14 protein-coding genes are annotated in these 16,727 nt (G+C 74.2%); 7 read left to right on the top strand and 7 right to left on the bottom strand.

The features are described from left to right. Positions 1–89: 89 nt before the first annotated feature. Both HC251_RS03945 and HC251_RS03940 read left to right on the top strand, forming a co-directional pair. Positions 90–572 carry an Rrf2 family transcriptional regulator gene (locus tag HC251_RS03945; RefSeq protein WP_219944018.1) on the top strand — a complete coding sequence of 161 codons (483 nt, stop codon included), beginning with the start codon at positions 90–92 and terminating at the stop codon, positions 570–572. A gap of 92 nt (positions 573–664) precedes the next feature. Further along, positions 665–865 carry a cold-shock protein gene (locus HC251_RS03940; protein WP_219944017.1) on the top strand — a complete coding sequence of 67 codons (201 nt, stop codon included), beginning with the start codon at positions 665–667 and terminating at the stop codon, positions 863–865. 24 nt (positions 866–889) lie between these two features. Here HC251_RS03940 and HC251_RS03935 read toward each other — a convergent pair whose 3' ends face one another. Continuing rightward, positions 890–1,381 (bottom strand): hypothetical protein, encoded by a 492-nt coding sequence (locus HC251_RS03935; RefSeq protein ID WP_219944016.1) that lies wholly within the window; start codon positions 1,379–1,381, stop codon positions 890–892. A 134-nt stretch (positions 1,382–1,515) separates the two neighbouring features. Here HC251_RS03935 and HC251_RS03930 point away from each other — a divergent pair, with 134 nt between their 5' ends. The 4 genes from HC251_RS03930 (at position 1,516) to HC251_RS03915 (ending at position 6,356) form a co-directional block, all read left to right on the top strand. Continuing rightward, positions 1,516–1,743 carry a hypothetical protein gene (locus tag HC251_RS03930; RefSeq protein ID WP_219944015.1) on the top strand — a complete coding sequence of 76 codons (228 nt, stop codon included), beginning with the start codon at positions 1,516–1,518 and terminating at the stop codon, positions 1,741–1,743. 320 nt (positions 1,744–2,063) lie between these two features. Next, a complete protein-coding gene (locus HC251_RS03925) occupies positions 2,064–2,357 on the top strand; it encodes a hypothetical protein (RefSeq protein WP_219944014.1) in 294 nt (97 codons plus the stop codon). A 429-nt stretch (positions 2,358–2,786) separates the two neighbouring features. After that, positions 2,787–4,796 carry a hypothetical protein gene (locus tag HC251_RS03920; protein WP_219944013.1) on the top strand — a complete coding sequence of 670 codons (2,010 nt, stop codon included), beginning with the start codon at positions 2,787–2,789 and terminating at the stop codon, positions 4,794–4,796. A gap of 159 nt (positions 4,797–4,955) precedes the next feature. After that, positions 4,956–6,356, top strand: coding sequence for an ABC transporter substrate-binding protein (locus HC251_RS03915; RefSeq protein WP_219944012.1), 1,401 nt, complete (start codon positions 4,956–4,958; stop codon positions 6,354–6,356). A gap of 358 nt (positions 6,357–6,714) precedes the next feature. Here the strand turns inward: HC251_RS03915 and HC251_RS03910 are convergent, their stop codons facing one another. The 6 genes from HC251_RS03910 to HC251_RS03885 all read right to left on the bottom strand — a co-directional run bounded on the left by HC251_RS03910 (position 6,715) and on the right by HC251_RS03885 (position 12,232). Next, positions 6,715–7,542 carry an ABC transporter ATP-binding protein gene (locus HC251_RS03910; RefSeq protein ID WP_219944011.1) on the bottom strand — a complete coding sequence of 276 codons (828 nt, stop codon included), beginning with the start codon at positions 7,540–7,542 and terminating at the stop codon, positions 6,715–6,717. After that, a complete protein-coding gene (locus tag HC251_RS03905; protein WP_219944010.1) occupies positions 7,539–8,498 on the bottom strand; it encodes an ABC transporter ATP-binding protein in 960 nt (319 codons plus the stop codon). The genes HC251_RS03910 and HC251_RS03905 overlap by 4 nt, the downstream gene beginning before the upstream one ends. Next, a complete protein-coding gene (locus tag HC251_RS03900) occupies positions 8,485–9,522 on the bottom strand; it encodes a branched-chain amino acid ABC transporter permease (RefSeq protein ID WP_219944009.1) in 1,038 nt (345 codons plus the stop codon). Before HC251_RS03900 ends, HC251_RS03905 begins: the two co-directional genes overlap by 14 nt. A 4-nt stretch (positions 9,523–9,526) precedes the next feature. Then, on the bottom strand, positions 9,527–10,897 hold the full coding sequence (locus HC251_RS03895) for a branched-chain amino acid ABC transporter permease (RefSeq protein ID WP_219944008.1): 1,371 nt from the start codon (positions 10,895–10,897) through the stop codon (positions 9,527–9,529). 108 nt (positions 10,898–11,005) lie between these two features. Further along, entirely contained in the window at positions 11,006–11,503 is a 498-nt protein-coding gene (locus HC251_RS03890) for a GNAT family N-acetyltransferase (protein ID WP_219944007.1), read from the bottom strand. A gap of 24 nt (positions 11,504–11,527) precedes the next feature. Further along, positions 11,528–12,232, bottom strand: a complete 705-nt coding sequence (locus HC251_RS03885; RefSeq protein WP_219944006.1) for a chlorite dismutase family protein — start codon at positions 12,230–12,232, stop codon at positions 11,528–11,530. A 140-nt stretch (positions 12,233–12,372) separates the two neighbouring features. Here HC251_RS03885 and HC251_RS03880 point away from each other — a divergent pair, with 140 nt between their 5' ends. Beyond that, entirely contained in the window at positions 12,373–16,692 is a 4,320-nt protein-coding gene (locus tag HC251_RS03880) for an FtsK/SpoIIIE domain-containing protein (RefSeq protein ID WP_219944005.1), read from the top strand. Positions 16,693–16,727 lie beyond the last annotated feature (35 nt).

Genomic DNA, 16,727 nt, shown 5'->3' with positions numbered 1-16,727 from the left:
CGCCGGAACGGGTCTGTCGCCGGTTCGCGGTGGGGTGGGGGCGTCGACCAGCGCCGACGCCGCCGGGCCCCGGGTGCCATGATCGATCGGTGCGCACCACCGCCAAGGTCGACTACGCCGTCCGGGCGGGGGTGGCGCTGGCGCGGACCGCCGCCGAGGCGGAGGCCGACGGGGTGCGCCCGGAGCCGATGAAGGCGCACGTCCTGGCCTCGGAGGAGGACATCCCGCCCAAGTTCCTCGAGTCGATCCTGGCCGACCTCAAGCGGGCGCAGCTGGTGGCCAGCCAGCGGGGGGCGGTGGGCGGCTACCGCCTGGCCCGTCCCGCGGCCGAGATCACCGTGGCCGACGTCATCCGGGCCGTCGAGGGGCCGTTGGCCGACGTCCGCGGCGAGCGCCCGGAGGACATCGCCTACCGCGACGGCCTCGAGGCCCTGCAGCGCATGTGGATCGCGCTGCGGGCCAACCTGCGCGCCGTGCTCGAGCGGACGACGCTGGCGGACCTGGCCGCCGGGGCCCTGGCCCCCGACGTCGACGCCCTGGTGGAGACCCCGGGAGCGTGGGAACCGCACTGATCGCGAGGTGCTGGGGCCCGGTCGTGCCGACGCCTAGGCTCCCGGCACCGCATCGAGGTGGTGCGGGAGATCAGCGCAGCAGAGGTGTCCTCGTGCCCACCGGTACCGTCAAGTTCTTCAACAACGAGAAGGGGTACGGGTTCATCTCACGCCCCGACGGCGACGACGTGTTCGTCCACTTCTCGAACATCGAGGGCGAGGGCTTCCGCTCCCTCGAGGAGGGCCAGAACGTCGACTTCGAGATCGGCCCGGGGCGCAAGGGCGACGAGGCCCTGAACGTCCGCGTCGTCTGACCACACCCCGCCCCGGGCCGCGGTTCAGCGGAGGCCCTCTCGGCGGCGGCGGGCCAGGATCACGTGGGCCTTGGCCGCCCCCCAGGTGAGGCCGGGCTCGTGGAGGTCGGGGTGGACGTCGGCGAACGAGGCCGGGCCGAGGTCGTAGACGTCGTCGGGGTGGATGCGCACCGCCACCGGGTCGCGCTCGACCGGGGGCACGCCGGCGTCGCGCAGCACGCGGGTGGGGTGGACGGCCGCGGCGCGCAGCAGGGCCAGGGGCCCGGTGGCCTGGGCGTCGACGTCGCGGTCCAGCAGGTCGCGCACCTGCGGGCCGACCTCGGCCACGGCGACGCGGCCCGCAGCGCGGGCGGCGGCGGCCACCTCCTCGGGCACCGCACCGCCCCAGGCCCGGTGGCGCTCGGCCACGACCCGCTCGACCCACGCCGCCAGGTGGGCCTCGATCCCCTGGGCCAGGGCGGCGGCGTAGCCGGCGAGGGCGGCGGCGTCACCGGGGTCGTCGACGGGGGCATCCACCCGACCAGCATGCCGAGCCGCCGGCCGGCCCCACCGCCCGGGCCGCCACCCCGGGGTGGCACCGTCGCCTCCGGCTGGCAGGATGCCGCCGTGGACCGGCCCGTACCCATCGCCCCGGGACCGGGGCAGGAGTCGTGGTGGTGGGAGCGGCGGCGGCACCTTCGGCGGCGTGGACCTACCTCCGCCCCGTCCCCGCCTTCGCCGAGCTGGTCGGGCACTGGGCGTTCTTCCCCCAGTCCGTCGACCGGTGCACCGTCGACGGTGAGGTGGTGCGACCCATGGACGGTGGGGTGTACGGCGGCTGGGTCACCGATGCCATCGTCGGGCCCATCAAGGGCGGCCCGGGCACGGCTCACTGGTGACCCCGATGGGCCGCCCTCCATCGGCGAGGCGCAGCCGAGCCGAGGGGCCACCGCGAGACGGGCGACCTCCCGCGTGAGGATCACGGAGCCGAGCCGCCAGGCGAGGCGACCCAGCAAGCACGGCCGCTCTTCACCTGCGAGGCGCAGCCGAGCAGCGGGGTCACCGCGAGACGGGCGACCTCCCGCGTGAGGATCACGGAGCCGAGCCGCCAGGCGAGGCGACCCAGCAAGCACGGCCGCTCTTCACCTGCGAGGCGCAGCCGAGCAGCGGGGTCACCGCGAGACGGGCGACCTCCCGCGTGAGGATCAGGGCCCTGAGCGTGTTCGAGGGCGTGGTGTACCACTGCGCCGTGCTCGACCGGACCAACCCGTGCCGGCCCACCCTCGAGGTCGAGGCGGTGCTCCGGGCCGGCGACGCCGACGAGGGCCCGATCCTCCTGCCGCTGGCCGAGTACGTCCTGATGGCCGGCGGGCGGGAGGTCGCCCGGCCGTGCGTCGAGCAGCTGGCGGCCCGCGGCCGCATCATCCGCCACCTGGGGGTCGAGCACCTGGCCTTCCCGACGTGGACGCCGGTCGACATCGCCCCACCAGGGGGAGCCCCCTCCGGCGACTGAGCGCGGCCACCCTCCTACACTCGGCGGCCGGGGCGACGCCGCAGCGGCATCGACTCCCCGCCCGGGAGGACGGCCATGGACTGCGCGACCTGTGGAGCGCCGATGCCCGAGGGCGCCGGTGGGTGCGGGCGGTGCGGCACCCCCGTCGCCGGAGCGCCCCCGAGCGTCGCGCCCCTGCCCCCGGCGCCCCCCGCAGGGTCGGTCTGGGTCCCGCCCGGTCCCCCACCCGGCCCCGGGCCCGCACCGTCATGGGTCCCACCGGGCCCGCCCCCCGCACCGACCGGCTGGGGCCCACCGGGCCCACCCCCCGGCCCCACGGGCTGGGCGCCCGCCGGCCCCCCGGCCGGGCCGCCCGGCTGGGCCCCGCCGGGGTCGCCCGGTCCGGGGGCTCCGTCCCCAGCGCCCCGGGGCCCCCGTCGCGTCGGGTTGGTGGTCGCCGGCATCGGGGCCCTCGCCGTGCTGGCCGTGGGGGCCTTCACCGTCCAGGCCGTGGTCCGCGCCGGCGGCTCGGGCGCGAGCAGCCCGGAGGCGGCGGTCGAGCGCCTGGCCGAGGCGATCGCGGCCGAGGACCCGGTCGCCGCCGCGGCCGCCCTCGCCCCGGACGAGGTGGCGACGCTGGGCGACCTCCTCGCCGAGGTCACCGACCGGGCCGAGGACGAGGGCTTCGCCCCCGAGGGGGACACCTTCGCCGGGATCGACCTCACGGCCGAGGACCTGACCTACGAGGTCGAGCCCCTCGCCGGCGACGTGGCCCGCGTGCACGTCGTCGACGGGACGCTCGGCTACGCCTTCGACCCCGACGACCTGAGCGACCGGACCCGGCGCCTGCTGCCCGACGAGGTGGAGGCGTCGTCCGATGAGGCCGACATCAGCGACGAGGTCGACGACGTGGTCGACGAGGACCAGGCGTACCTCGTCACCGTGCGGCGCGGCGGGGGCTGGTTCGTCAGCGTGGCCTACACGATCGCCGAGCAGGTCGTCGACGGCCTCGACCTGGCGGAGGCCGACTTCGACGCCGACGTCGAGCGACGCGACCCCGCCCCCGACCCCGAGGCGGCGGTGGTGGCGCTGGTCGAGGCGATCGGGCAGCTCGACCTCCGCGACGTGACCGCCGCCCTCCCCGAGGACGAGTGGGCGGTCCTCGTCCCCTACGAGGAGGCCCTCACCGAGCTGCTGGAGGGCGAGGCCGAGGACGAGCTCGCCCCCGACCCCGACCTCGAGGTCACCGACATCGACGTGGAGGTCGAGGAGCAGGGCGGGGGGCTGGCCCAGGTCCGCGTCCTCGGGGCCGAGGGGACGGTCGAGGGTTCCGACGGCGAGGTCGGGTGGGAGCTCGACGGCTGGTGCCTCCGCTCCGAGGTGATGGAGGAGCTGGTCGACGACACGTGCGCGGCGGCGGACGACACCTACCTCGGACGGGCCCTCCTGCCCGACGACCCGACGGTGGTCGTCGTCGAGGAGCGCGGCGGGTGGGTCGTCAGCCCGGTGCGGACGATCTTCCAGGGCATCCGCGACGTGCTGCCGCACCTCGACCACGACGTCGTCGTCACCCTCGTCGGCCGTCCCGACCTGGTGGAGCCCGCCGGCGAGGCCCCGCTCGGGGAGACCTTCGAGGTCGACCTGGGCGACGCCGGCGTGGCGACCCGCACGGTGACCGTCCCCGAGGACGGCGAGGTCATCGTGACGGTGGACGACGAGACCGACGCGTACCTCGTGGACCAGGACGGCGACGAGCTCGAGCGCGAGCTCGAGGGGTACACCGTCGCGGCGGGTCGCTCCTACCTGCTCGTCCTGGAGCGCCAGAGCCGGGACGGGGACGCGCCGGTGACGGTGACGCTCGGGCGGGTGGTCGACGAGGACCTGGGCGAGGTGTCCCTCTCGGGCACCGTCGAGGGCGTGGTGTCGCCGGCGGAGCCCGTCCGCCGCGTCGCCTTCACCGTCAACCGAGAGGTGACGGCCGAGCCCGTGGTCGACGGCGACGCCGACGTCGAGGTCTTCGAGGACGGCGAGCTCGCCTGCGTCGAGGGCGAGCGCTGCTCCTTCGCCCCGGGCTCCGACTACCTCCTCGTCATGCGGCGCGGCGGGCTGCTCGGCGATGACGAGGTCGACGTCTCGGTGGCCTTCGAGGTCGTGGCCCCGCCGGCCCCGGGGTCGGGGTCCGATGCCACCGTCGACGGGGACACCGTCGCCACGGGGACCCTCGAGGACGACCTCGACGTCGCCTTCCACGACATCGTCGTGCCCGACGGCGTGAGCGTGGTGGTGACGGTCGCCGCCGACGACCCCGACGAGGACGTCGACGTCGAGCTCGACGGCGAGTCCTACGCCGTCGACGGCGACGAGGTGCTCGTCGTCGACGGCCCGCTCGAGGCGACCATGGAGGTGTACCTCTTCACCGCGGGCCCGGCGACGTACACGATCACCGTCGAGCCGGCGTGACCGGCAGGTGGCCCGTCGAGGGTCGGGTCGGGCGTGTGAACATCCGGTGACGGGGGGCCGTCCATCACGGGCAGGCTGGGCGAGGAGGGCCTACGATGCGCGTCCGTCGGCCTCGGGGTCACCAGGTCGTCGATCACACATCTGAAGGGACACAGATACATGCGAGACAAGAGGGTGCTCATGCGCCTCTTCGCCCTGCTGTTCGCCTTCGTCCTCCTCGCTGCAGCCTGCGGTGACGACGACGACTCGGGCGATGGCGGGGACAACGGTGGTGGCGAGACCGACACCACCGAGGCCGAGGGCGGAGGCGATGGTGGCGACACCACCGAGGCCGGCGGCGACGGCGAGGCCACGGGCAGCCTGGCGGGCTGGCGGGGCACCACGCCCCTCCCCGAGCTCACGCCCGAGGTCGAGGCCTTCCAGGCCCGGATGGACGAGGTCGATCCGAACCTCCAGGACTACAACTACGGGCCGGAGTCCTACGACGCCGCCATCGTGATCGCCCTGGCGGCGCAGATCGCCGACGACGACGGCAGCGCCCACGCCGCCGAGATCGTCGGGGTGACGAAGGAGGGCGAGAAGTGCACGACGTACGCGGACTGCCTCGCTCTCGTCGAGGCCGGTGAGGACATCGACTACGACGGCGTCTCCGGCCCCCACGAGTTCTCCGGCAACGGCGAGCCCACGGTCGGTTCCTACGGCGTGCTCCAGTTCGGTGAGGACAACCGCATCGACGACGAGCTCACCGAGTTCAAGACCATCGAGGCCCCGGCCGAGGTCGCGGACATCCCGCTCGCCGAGACCGAGGTCGACCGGGCCGGCAACGGCGTCCTCACCATCGGCACCCTCCTCCCGGAGACCGGCAGCCTCGCCTTCCTCGGCCCGCCCGAGGTCGCTGGTGTGCAGGTCGCCGTCAACGAGATCAACGAGGCCGGTGGCTTCAACGGCCAGGACGTCGAGCTCGTCCTGGCCGACTCCGGTGACACCACCACCGACATCGCCAGCCAGTCGGTCGACCGGCTGCTGTCGCAGAACGCCGATGCCATCATCGGTGCCGCCTCCTCGGGCGTCACCTTGACGGTCATCGACGCGGTGGTGAACGCCGGCGTCACCATGTTCTCGCCGGCCAACACCTCCAAGGAGCTGAGCACCTACGACGACAAGGGCCTGTACTTCCGCAACGCCCCGTCGGACATCCTCCAGGGCGCCGTGCTCGCCGAGGTCATCGCCGAGGACGGCAACGCGTCCATCGCCGTGCTGAACCTCGACGACTCCTACGGCAACGGCCTGGCCGAGGACCTCCAGTCGTCGTTCGAGGAGGCCGGTGGTGAGGTGCTCACCATCGTGCCGTACTCGCCCGACGCCCAGACCTTCGAGTCCGAGGTGAACGAGGTCGTCGGTGAGGACCCCGACGCCATCGTCGTCATCGGCTTCGAGGAGTCGGCTCGCATCGTGTCCGAGCTCATCAAGCAGGGCTACGGCCCGGCGGACGTGCCGATCTACGGCACCGACGGCAACATGGGCAACGCCACCGGCGAGACCTTCGAGGCCGAGGGCTGATCCAGCCCCTCAGCTGAGGACCAGAACCTGAGAGGGCCCCGGCCGCAAGGCCGGGGCCCTCCCGCGTCCCAGCGAGCGCAGCAAGCCCGCCACCCTGGTGCCCCGGCGAGCGCAGCAAGCCCGCCAACGCCCGGCGCGCCAGCCCAGACGGCGCCCGATCGCGACCCAGCCAGATGTCCCGCGACCAGGCCCGGCCCGGCGCAGCCGCAGGGGGGTGCGGGGGGTCTCCCCCCGCAGAGGAGCGGTGGCGCCGAGGAACGAGGCGTCCCGCTCCGGGAAGATCTTCAGGGCGAGCGCAGCGAGCACCCCGAGTTCGAGGAGGAGGCCGAGCGCCAGCGAGGCGTCCGACGAGAGGCCGCTAGGCCCGCGCCAGCGTCCCCAGGTAGAGCTCGATGACCTTGGGGTCGTGGAGGAGCTCCTCGCCCCCGCCGGTGTAGGCGTTGGTGCCCTGGTCGAGGACGTAGGCCCGGTCGCAGATCTGGAGGCAGCGCCGGGCGTTCTGCTCGACCATGATGATCGAGACGCCGGCGGCGTTGATGCGCCGGCAGCGGATGAACACCTCGTCCTGGTACAGCGGCGACAGCCCGGCGGAGGGCTCGTCGAGGAGGAGGACCTGGGGGTCGGGCATGAGGGCGCGGCCCATGGCGACCATCTGGCGCTCGCCGCCCGACAGCGAGCCGGCCCGCTGCTTGCGGCGCTCGCCGAGCATGGGGAACAGGTCGCAGACGACGTCGAAGCGCTCCTTGAAGGCGGAGCCCTTCTGCTTGTAGGCGCCCATCTCGAGGTTCTCCTCGACGGTGAGCCGGGGGAAGACGTTGTCGTTCTGGGGCACGTAGCCGATGCCGCGGGCCACCAGCTGGTTGGCCTTGAGCCCGGAGATGTTGCGGCCCTCGAGGGTCATGGTGCCGGCCCGGATGGGGATGAGGCCGAACAGAGCCTTGAGGAAGGTGGACTTGCCGGCGCCGTTGGGGCCGATGATGCCCACCAGCTCCTGGCGGTCGAGGTAGAGCGAGCAGCCGTTGAGGATGTTCACCTCGGGGACGTAGCCGGCGACGATGTCCTCGGCGACGACGATGCGGTCGCCCGACCCTCCGACCTCGGCCGAGGGGAGGACGGCGCCGGTCCGGGCGTCGGTCGGCTCCGGCGCGGGTGCCTTGTCGAGCGATGGTCCGCCGGGCTCGGTCATCGGGCCTCCTCCTGGGCGATGGCGGCGTCGACCTCGGCCAGCACCTGCGACTCCTCCTCGGCGCTGAGGGGGGCGTCGTGGTGGGAGCCGAGGTAGGCGTCGATCACGGCGGGGTTGGCCGAGATGTCACGGGGGGTGCCCTCGGCGATGACCCGCCCCTCCCCCATGACGATCACCCAGTCGCTGATGTCGTGGACGACGTCCATGTCGTGCTCGACGAAGAGGACGGTCATGCCCTCGTCGCGCAGCGACTTCACGTGGCCGAGGAGCGACTGGGTGAGGGCGGGGTTCACGCCGGCCATGGGCTCGTCGAGCATCACCAGCTGGGGCTGGACCATGAGGGCCCGGGCCATCTCGAGCAGCTTGCGCTGACCACCCGAGAGGGAGCCGGCGAACTCGTTGCGCATGTGGTCGAGCTTGAAGCGGACGAGCAGCTCGTCGGCGCGGGCCTCGATCTCTCGCTCCTGGGCGCCCCAGAGGGGGCCGAGGAGGCCGACGAAGAAGCTCTCGCCCCGCTGCCCCGTGGCGCCGAGCTTGAGGTTCTCGATGACCGGCAGCCGGTTCAGCGACTTGGTCAGCTGGAAGGTGCGGACCATCCCGCGGCGGGCGACCTTGTGGGCCGGCATGCCGGCCAGGTTGGTGCCGTTGAAGGTCCACCACCCGTGGTCGGGCTTGTCGAAGCCGGTGAGGAGGTTGAAGAACGTCGTCTTGCCGGCGCCGTTGGGCCCGATCAGGGCGGTGATCATGCCCCGCTGGATCTCGACGTGGTCGACGTCGACGGCGGTCAGGCCCCCAAAGGTCCGGCGGACGGCGTCGGCCACGAGGATGGGGTCGGGCTTGGCCGCACCCGGCACCCGCTCCACGGTGTCGTGCACCCCGGCCGCCGGGTCCGGGCCCCGCCCGCCGGGCTTGGTCAGGTCGGTCGGTCCGCCCTTGGAGAGATCAGCCCCGCTCACCGATGGCCACCTCCTTCTTGTCGCCGAAGATGCCCTGTGGTCGGAACACCATGAGCAAGATGAGCCCCAGCCCCACGAGGATGAACCGGAGGATGCCGACACGGGTCCCGGTGAGGAAGTCGCCGGGGATGAGGTCGTTGGCCACGGCCTGGCGCAGGGTCACGTCGGTGAACGAGAGCAGCGACCAGAACAGCATCGAGCCCACGATGGGCCCGAAGATGCGGGCCGTGCCCCCGAGGATCAACGCCGTGTAGGCGAAGAAGGTGAGGGCGGTCGAGTAGTTGTCGGGCTGCACGGACTGGCGGGAGATGGCGAAGATGACCCCGCCGATGGCACCGATCACGCCGCCCAGGATCAGCGACTGCATCTTGTACCAGTTGACGTTCTTGCCCAGGCTGCGGACGGCCTCCTCGTCCTCGCGGATCGACTTCACGATCCGACCCCACGGGCTGCGCATGAGGGCCCACACCATCAGTGACGTGAGCCCCACCAGGGTCCAGCCGACGATCAGGACCCACGTCGTGTTGGGGCCGAAGGTGATGTTGAACAGGCCGTAGCCGCCCTCGCCGAGGTGGATGGGCCCGAAGGCCACCCCGTCGCCCCGGCCGGGCAGGGGGTTGATGTCGAAGAACGGGTCGGCGAAGGCCTGGAGGCCGTCGGACCCGCCGGTGGTGCCGCGCAGCGACGCCGAGCGGAGCACCAGCCGCACGATCTCACCGGCGGCGATGGTGACGATGGCGAGGTAGTCCGACCGCAGGCGGAGCGTGGGCAGGCCCAGGAGCACGGCCAGCACCACGGCGGCGAAGAGCCCCAGGAAGATGGCCAGCCACATCGACAGGCCGAAGGTGACGACGCCCATGGCGATGCCGTAGGCCCCCATGGCCAGGAAGGCCACCTGCCCGAAGTTGACGAGGCCGGTGTAGCCGAAGTGCACGTTGAGGCCGATGGCCGCCAGGGCGAACACGACGGCGTCGGTGCCCACCAGCGCCTTGAGGCCGTTCTCGAGGATGAGGCTCCAGTCCATGCCGCTACCCGACCCTCTCGGCCCGGCCGAGGATGCCCTGGGGTCTGACCAGGAGCACGAGGATGAGGACCAGCAGGGCGCCCACGTTCTTCAGGTTGGGCGGGACCCCGGGGATGGACTCGCTGATGTCGAGGGTGGAGATCTGGATGAACATGCCCACGATGAACGAGCCCACGAGGGCGCCGTAGGCCGTGCCCAGGCCGCCGAGGGTGATGCCGGCGAACATCAGCAGCAGCAGGCTGAACCCGCTGTTGAACGAGATGCGCTCGTTGAGGGCGAAGAGGAGGCCGCCGAGGGCGGCCAGGCCCCCGCCCAGCACCCAGACGAAGAGGATGATCCGGTCGACGTCGATGCCCGACGAGGCCGCCAGGTCCCGGTTGTCGGCCACGGCGCGCATGGCCTTGCCGATGCGGGTCCGCTGGAGGACGAACGCCACCGCCACGAGCACGGCGAGGATGATCCCGATGCTCCACAGGTCGCGGGGCGCCATCCGCACCGGGCCGACGATGATGGGGTCCTGCTCCTGGTAGGCGGCGTAGACGCGCGGGCTGGCGCCGAAGAACATCTGGAACCCGTACCGCAGCACGATCGAGAGGCCGATCGACACCACCATCATCGCCAGGAGGCTCACGCCGCGGCGACGCAGCCGACGCCAGATCCCGACCTCCATGGCGGCCGCCCCACCCGCGCCGGCGGCGATGGCCACGAGGGCGGCGGGGATGAACGGGAGGCCCCAGTCGACGTTGGCGTACCAGGCGGCGATGCCTCCGAAGGTGACCATCTCGCCGTGGGCGAAGTTGGTGAGCCCCGTCGTGCCGAAGATGAGCGACAGGCCGACGGCGGCGATGGCGATGATCAGCCCGAAGCGGATGCCGGTGAAGCCGAGCTGGAGGAACTTGTCGAAGGCGCTGGTGACGTTCCGCGTGCGGGCGCCGAGCTGGAAGATCTGGATCTGCGAGTCGCCGGGGGCGAGCTGGACCGTGGTGTCGGGCCGCTCGGTCAGGCCCACGCCGTCGGGGAGCGTGTCCTGGTCGAGCTGGACGCTGTAGGTGCCGGGCCCGGGGGCCTCGATCTCCCACGCCCCCTCGTCGTCGGACTCGGTCTCGGCGACCTCGTCGCCGCCCTCGTCGAGGAGGACGACCGTCACGTCCGGCACGGGCTCGTCGTCGGACCGGTCGCGGGTGCCCTTCTTGTTCTCGAGGGTGCCGCGGACGGTGGGGGCCGCCGGCTCCTCGGCCTGGGTCGCCACGCCGGGGTCGGACCCGGCCGCACCCGCGGGGGCGCCGCCGACGAGCTCCAGGGCCAGCAGCGCGAGGAGCACGACGAGAAAAACGATCCCGGTCCGGCGCGTCGATGGTGTAGAGGGTTCGCTCATCAAGATCGGCGGACCATACTCCGCGATCAGCCCGCCGGCTGATGGTGGACGCACGCGGTCACGCGCTGTTCACACATCGAGGTCGAGCCTGTCGTGGCGGTGGGCCGCTCAGAGCCACCGGTGCATGACGAGGAGGTCGACCTCGCCCCGCTCGGCGTGGCGGAACGCGCCCGGGACGGTGCCCACGACGGTGAAGCCGAGCGATCGCCACAGGGCGATGGCACGGACGTTGGAGGCGACCACGGCGTTGAACTGCATGGCGCGGTAGCCAGCGGCGCGGGCCCGCTCGAGCACGGCCTCGGCCAGGGCCCGGCCGATCCCCCGACCGGCGCACGCCGGGTCGACCATGAAGCTGGCGTTGGCCACGTGGCTCCCCCGGCCGACCTGGTTGGGCCGGACCTCGGCCGTGCCGACGACGACGCCCGCGTCGTCGACCGCGACCATCACCTCGGCCGGGGGCGGGAGCATCCACGCGGCGCGGGCGTCGTCCTCGGTCATGGCGTCGAGCTCCCACACGTAGGTGTCGCCGGCGGCGACGACCTGGCGCCAGATGGGCCAGATGGCGGGCCAGTCCTCGGCCGTGGCCGTGCGGACCACGAGGGCCACGGGTGCGACCGGGCTTCGGGGCGGTCAGCCGAGGCCGACGCGGTCGAGCACCTCGTCGAGGCCGGCGACCATGCCCGTGTAGAAGGTGCCGAAGTCGCCGTAGTGGGCCGAGGCCTGGTCGTAGCGCATCGTGTAGACGGCCTCCTTGAGGTCGTCGGGGTGCACGCCGAAGAGCGTCACGCCCCACTCGTGGTCGTCGAGGCCGGTGGACCCGGTGACCAGCTGGACGATGCGGCCGGCGAACTTCCGTCCCGACGCGCCGTGCTCCATCATCAGCTCGCGGCGCTCGTCGTAGGAGAGGGTGAACCAGTTGGCGCCGACCCAGCGCCGCTTCGACATCGGGTAGAAGCACCACGCCGTCTTGCCCTCGGGCGGGAGCTGGGGCCAGAGGCGGACCCGGCGCTGGCCCTCGGAGACCGTGTCGGGGGCGTACTCCGACAGCTCGGTGAGCGACACGTAGGAGTCGACGAGGACCAGCCCGGCCGCGGCCAGCTCGGTCTGGAGCCGGCGCAGCCGCCACAGGTCGGTGCCGAGCGCCATGGTCGCCAGGTCGGCCTTGTGGCCGAGCATGGCCACGGGGACGACCTGGACGCCGTCGGCCTCGGCCGCCTTCACCGCGATGCGCACGGCATCGACGTCGGCGGGGGGCACCGGGGAGCCGGGGGTGGGCACCTTCCAGAACAGGTGGACCACCCCCTGCCCGGTGGCGGGGGCGAGGGGCTCGGCCATGCCCCCAACCTACCGACGCACCGCTCCCCACCCCCAGGCGTACCGGGGACGTTCCCGGGCGCCCGGGCCCCCACCATCGTCCCCGGGACGGAGGGGGAGGTCGGTGGGGCCCGGTCCGAGCGGGTAAGAAGCGCCGGCCTATGCAGATCGTCCTCTCCGACCGCGGTCGGGTCCACGAGCTCGACGTCGTCGTCCACGACCCCGACGCCACCGTGTCGGACCTGGTCACGGCGCTCACCGGCGGCCGGACCGACGTGGCCCTGGAGGCCGAGGGCGACCTCGTCCCCGCCGACCGGAGGCTCGACCGGGCCGGGATCCGCTCGGGTGCCGCCGTGCGGCTGGTCCCCTCGCCGTCACCGGGGTGGGCCCCCCGCGACGGCGACCGGCCCCAGATCCCCGCCGGCGGGCCGACCGCCCCGTCGGGGGAGCTGGAGGTGGCCGTGGTCGGGGGGCTCGACGCCGGCGCCCGCAGCCGGGTCGGGCCGGGCTCGTGGGCCCTGGGCCGCGAGACCCCCACCCTGGCCATCGGCCACGACACCGTCTCGGCCCACCACGCCACCCTCGAGGTCGACGACGAGGGACGGGCCACGCTGGTCGACGCCGGCTCGCTCAACGGGACGTGGGTGGACGGGGCCGTCGCCGACCGGCCCCGGGCCCTGGCCCCGGGGCAGGTCGCCCGGGTGGGTGCCGTGCAGGTGGCCGTCCGTCCGCCGATCGACGACGACCACCCCGCCGGCCTGGCCACCGGACCGGGGCGGGGCGGGGCCACCGTCCCCTTCAACCGCCCGCCCCGCCCGGCGCCCCCGGAGCCCCCCGACGCGGTCGACACCCCGACCGCGGTGAAGGAGAGCACCGGCACCTCGGCCATCGGCGTGATGTCGATCGTCGCCCCGATCCTCTTCGGCGGCGTCATGGTGCTCGTCACCAAGCAGCTGATGTTCGCCCTCTTCCTGCTGCTGAGCCCGGTGATGATCATCGGCAACGCCATCGACTCGAGGCGTCGGGGCCGGAAGGGCCGGCGCAGGGACGAGGCTCGCTTCCGGCGCGAGGTGGCCGAGCTGGCCGCCAGGCTCGACGGGCTGGCCGGGGAGGAGCGGGCCCGGCGCGCCGACGAGATCCCCGACCCGGCCGAGCTGCTCCGTCGCGTCGAGGAGCCCAGCGTCCGGCTGTGGGAGCGGCGCCCCGGTCACGGCGACTGGCTGCACCTCCGCGCCGGGATCGGCGCCGAGGCGTGGACGCCCCCGGTGCACGGCGATCGCCGGAACCAGCCCGACGAGGTGCGGGAGGCGATCCGCACGGCCAGCCGCATCGCTGACACACCGGTGCTCGTCGACCTGGCCGAGGGCGGCGTGGTGGGCGTGGTCGGGCCCCGGTCGGCGGTGCTCGCCGTCGGTCGCTCGCTGGTCGCCCAGGCCGCCGTGCTCCACGGCCCGGCCGACCTCCCCGCCCTGGTGCTCAGCGCGGCCGACCGGGCCGGCGACTGGGACTGGGCCAAGTGGCTGCCCCACACGCTGGACCCCGGCGGCTCCGGGGGCCGGCTCATCACCGCCGACCCCGACGCCGCCGAGGCCGTGTGCAAGGCCCTGCTGGAGGCGTCCGAGACCCGACGGTCCGAGGCCCGCCACGAGCTGGCGGCCGACCGCGGGGGGCCGACCCGGCTCGTGGTCGTCGACGACGAGGCCCTGATCGAGGGGCGGCGGGCGCCGGTGCGCTCGGTCCTGCGGGGCGGGGCCGGGAACGTGGCCGGCATCGTGCTGGCCGCCACCGAGGACCAGCTGCCGGCCAGCTGCACGACCGTGGTCGAGATCGCCGACGAGGACGGCACCGCCCGCGTCCACCACGTGCGATCCGGCGTCCGCGTCGACGACGTCCTGGCGTGCGGGATCTCGGAGGACACCGCCCGCCGCACGGCCCGGGGGCTGGCCCGCTTCGACGACCCCGAGCTGGACGTGGCCGGGGCCGGCCTCCCGCCCATCGTCGCCCTCCTCCCCCTCCTGGGCCTCGATCCCCCCACGGCCGGCGACATCGCCGCCCGCTGGTCCGCCGGCGGCACCGACCCCGACCTGGTGGGCCCCATCGGCGTGTCCGAGGACGGGGTGCTCAGCCTCGACCTGGTGCGCGACGGCCCCCACGGGCTGGTGGCGGGGACGACGGGCTCGGGCAAGTCCGAGCTCCTGCGATCGCTGGTCGCGGGGTTGGCGGCGGGCTCCTCCCCCGACCACTGCACGTTCGTCCTCGTCGACTTCAAGGGGGGCAGCGCCTTCGACCGCTGCGCTCGCCTGCCCCACACCGTGGGGATGGTCACCGACCTCGACGCCCACCTGGCCGAGCGCGCCCTGCGCTGCCTCGAGGCCGAGCTGCGCTACCGGGAGCGGGTCCTGCGCGACGCCGGCGCCCCCGACCTGCCCGCCTACCGGCGGCTGCCGGCCGGCGACCGCCCCACCCTCCCCCGCCTCGTCGTGGTCATCGACGAGTTCGCCACCCTGAAGGCCGAGCTGCCCGACTTCGTCGAGTCACTCGTCGGCGTCGCCCAGCGGGGCCGCAGCCTCGGCGTCCACATGGTCCTCGCCACCCAGCGACCGAGCGGGGCCGTCAACGACAACATCAAGGCCAACACCAACCTCCGCATCGCCCTGCGGGTGCAGGACGCCGGCGACTCCAAGGACGTCATCGACGTGGCCGACGCGGCGCGCATCGGCCGGAACCAGCCCGGTCGGGCGCTGGCCCGGTTCGGCCCGGGCGAGGTCATCCCCGTCCAGACGGCGCTGAGCACCGGGGTGTCGCGCGGGACCCACGGCGCGGTCGAGGTGCGACCCTTCCGCGCCAACCGAGCCGGTGCCGGGGGCGGACCGTCGGCGGGCGGCACGGGTGGCGGGACGAACGCGGTCGAGCGCACCGAGGGGCCCAGCGACCTGGCCCTGCTCGTCGACGCCTGCATCGAGGCCCACGCTGCGTCGGGCCGGCCCGCCCCCCGCCGACCCTGGCCCGACCCGCTGCCCCCGGACCTCGACCTGGCCACCCTCCAGCAGCAGGCCGGCCCGGCCGCGCCGCTGTCGGCCCCCGGGGCCGAGGTCACCTTCGCCCTGGCCGACACGCCCGAGGACCAGACCCAGGTCCCCGTCGGGTGGTCGCCCGACGACGGGAACCTGCTCCTCGTCGGGCTGCCGGGCTCCGGGACCACCACGGCCCTGCTCAGCGTGGCCGTCGCCGCCGCCCGGGCGACGGGGCCCGACGACCTCCACCTGTACGCCCTCGACTACGGCACCGGCGACCTCGAGGCCCTGGCCGCGCTGCCCCACACCGGGGCCGTCGTCCCCGCCAACGACCGCGAGCGCCAGGCCCGCCTGGTCACGTGGCTGCGGGCCGAGGCCGAACGGCGGCGCGCCCTCCGCTCGCCCCGCACCAGCGAGCCGCGGATCCTCGTCCTCCTCGACGGCGTGGCCCCCTTCCGGGCCGAGTGGGACGAGGCCATCAGCCCGGTGCTGGAGGGCTTCTCCCGCGTCTTCGCCGAGGGCCCCGAGCTCGGCATCCACATCGCGGCCACCGCCGACCGCAGCGCCGCCCTCCCCGGACCGCTCCGGTCGCTCGTCCGCCAGCAGCTCCTGTTCAAGCTGGGCGACGACCTCGACTACAGCCAGGGCGGCTTCCGGGGCGCCGAGCTGCCCGAGTTCGTCCCCGGCCGGGCCCTCGACGTCGAGCGCCACCTGGAGGTCCAGGTCGCCCGACCGGCCGAGGGCGTCGACGCCGCCATCGCCGCCATCGCCGGCGCCGTCCCGACCCTGCGCCGGCCGCCGACGGGCATCGGCGCCCTCCCCCGCCAGGTCCCCGTCGCGACCGTCGTCGACCACGTCGACCTGGCGGGCTCGCCCCGGCGGCTGCCCCTGGGGATCAGCGAGCGGACCCTCGGCCCCGCCGGCCTCGTCCTCTACGAGGGCGAGCACGCCCTCGTCGCCGGCCCCGCCCGGTCGGGGCGGACCACGGCGCTGGCCGTCGCCGGCGCCGGCGCCGGGCACGCCGGCTGGCGGACGGTCGTCGTGGCCGGGCGGCGCTCGAGCCTCGGGCGCGACGGGAGCCTCGGCCCGGTCATCAGCCCCGACGCCCTGGCCGACGGGCTCGGGCCCGCCCTCGACGGACCGGGCGACGGGAGCCCGGTGCTGCTCCTCGTCGACGACGTCGAGACGGTGGACCCCGACGGCGCGGTCATGCCCGGGGTGCTGGGGCGGCCCGACGTCGTGGTGCTCTGCGCCGGGCGGGCCGACACCCTGCGGGGCCTCTACTCGCACTGGACCCGCACCCTGCGCCAGAGCCGGGCCGGCCTCCTCCTCCAACCCGACATCGACCTCGACGGCGACCTCCTGTCGGTCCGCCTCCCCCGCCGCACGACGACCGCCATCGGCCCGGGCCGGGGCTACCTCTGCGGGGGCGGCGACCTCGAGCTCCTCCAGGTCGCCCAGGTCTGACCGGGCGGGGCGCCCGGACAGGGCGACCGATCGGA

The sequence above is a fragment of the Iamia sp. SCSIO 61187 genome (genome assembly GCF_019443745.1).
Lineage (GTDB): Bacteria > Actinomycetota > Acidimicrobiia > Acidimicrobiales > Iamiaceae > Iamia.
Note: the sequence above shows the minus strand (reverse complement) of the source record. Positions and strands in the feature narration are given on the sequence as shown.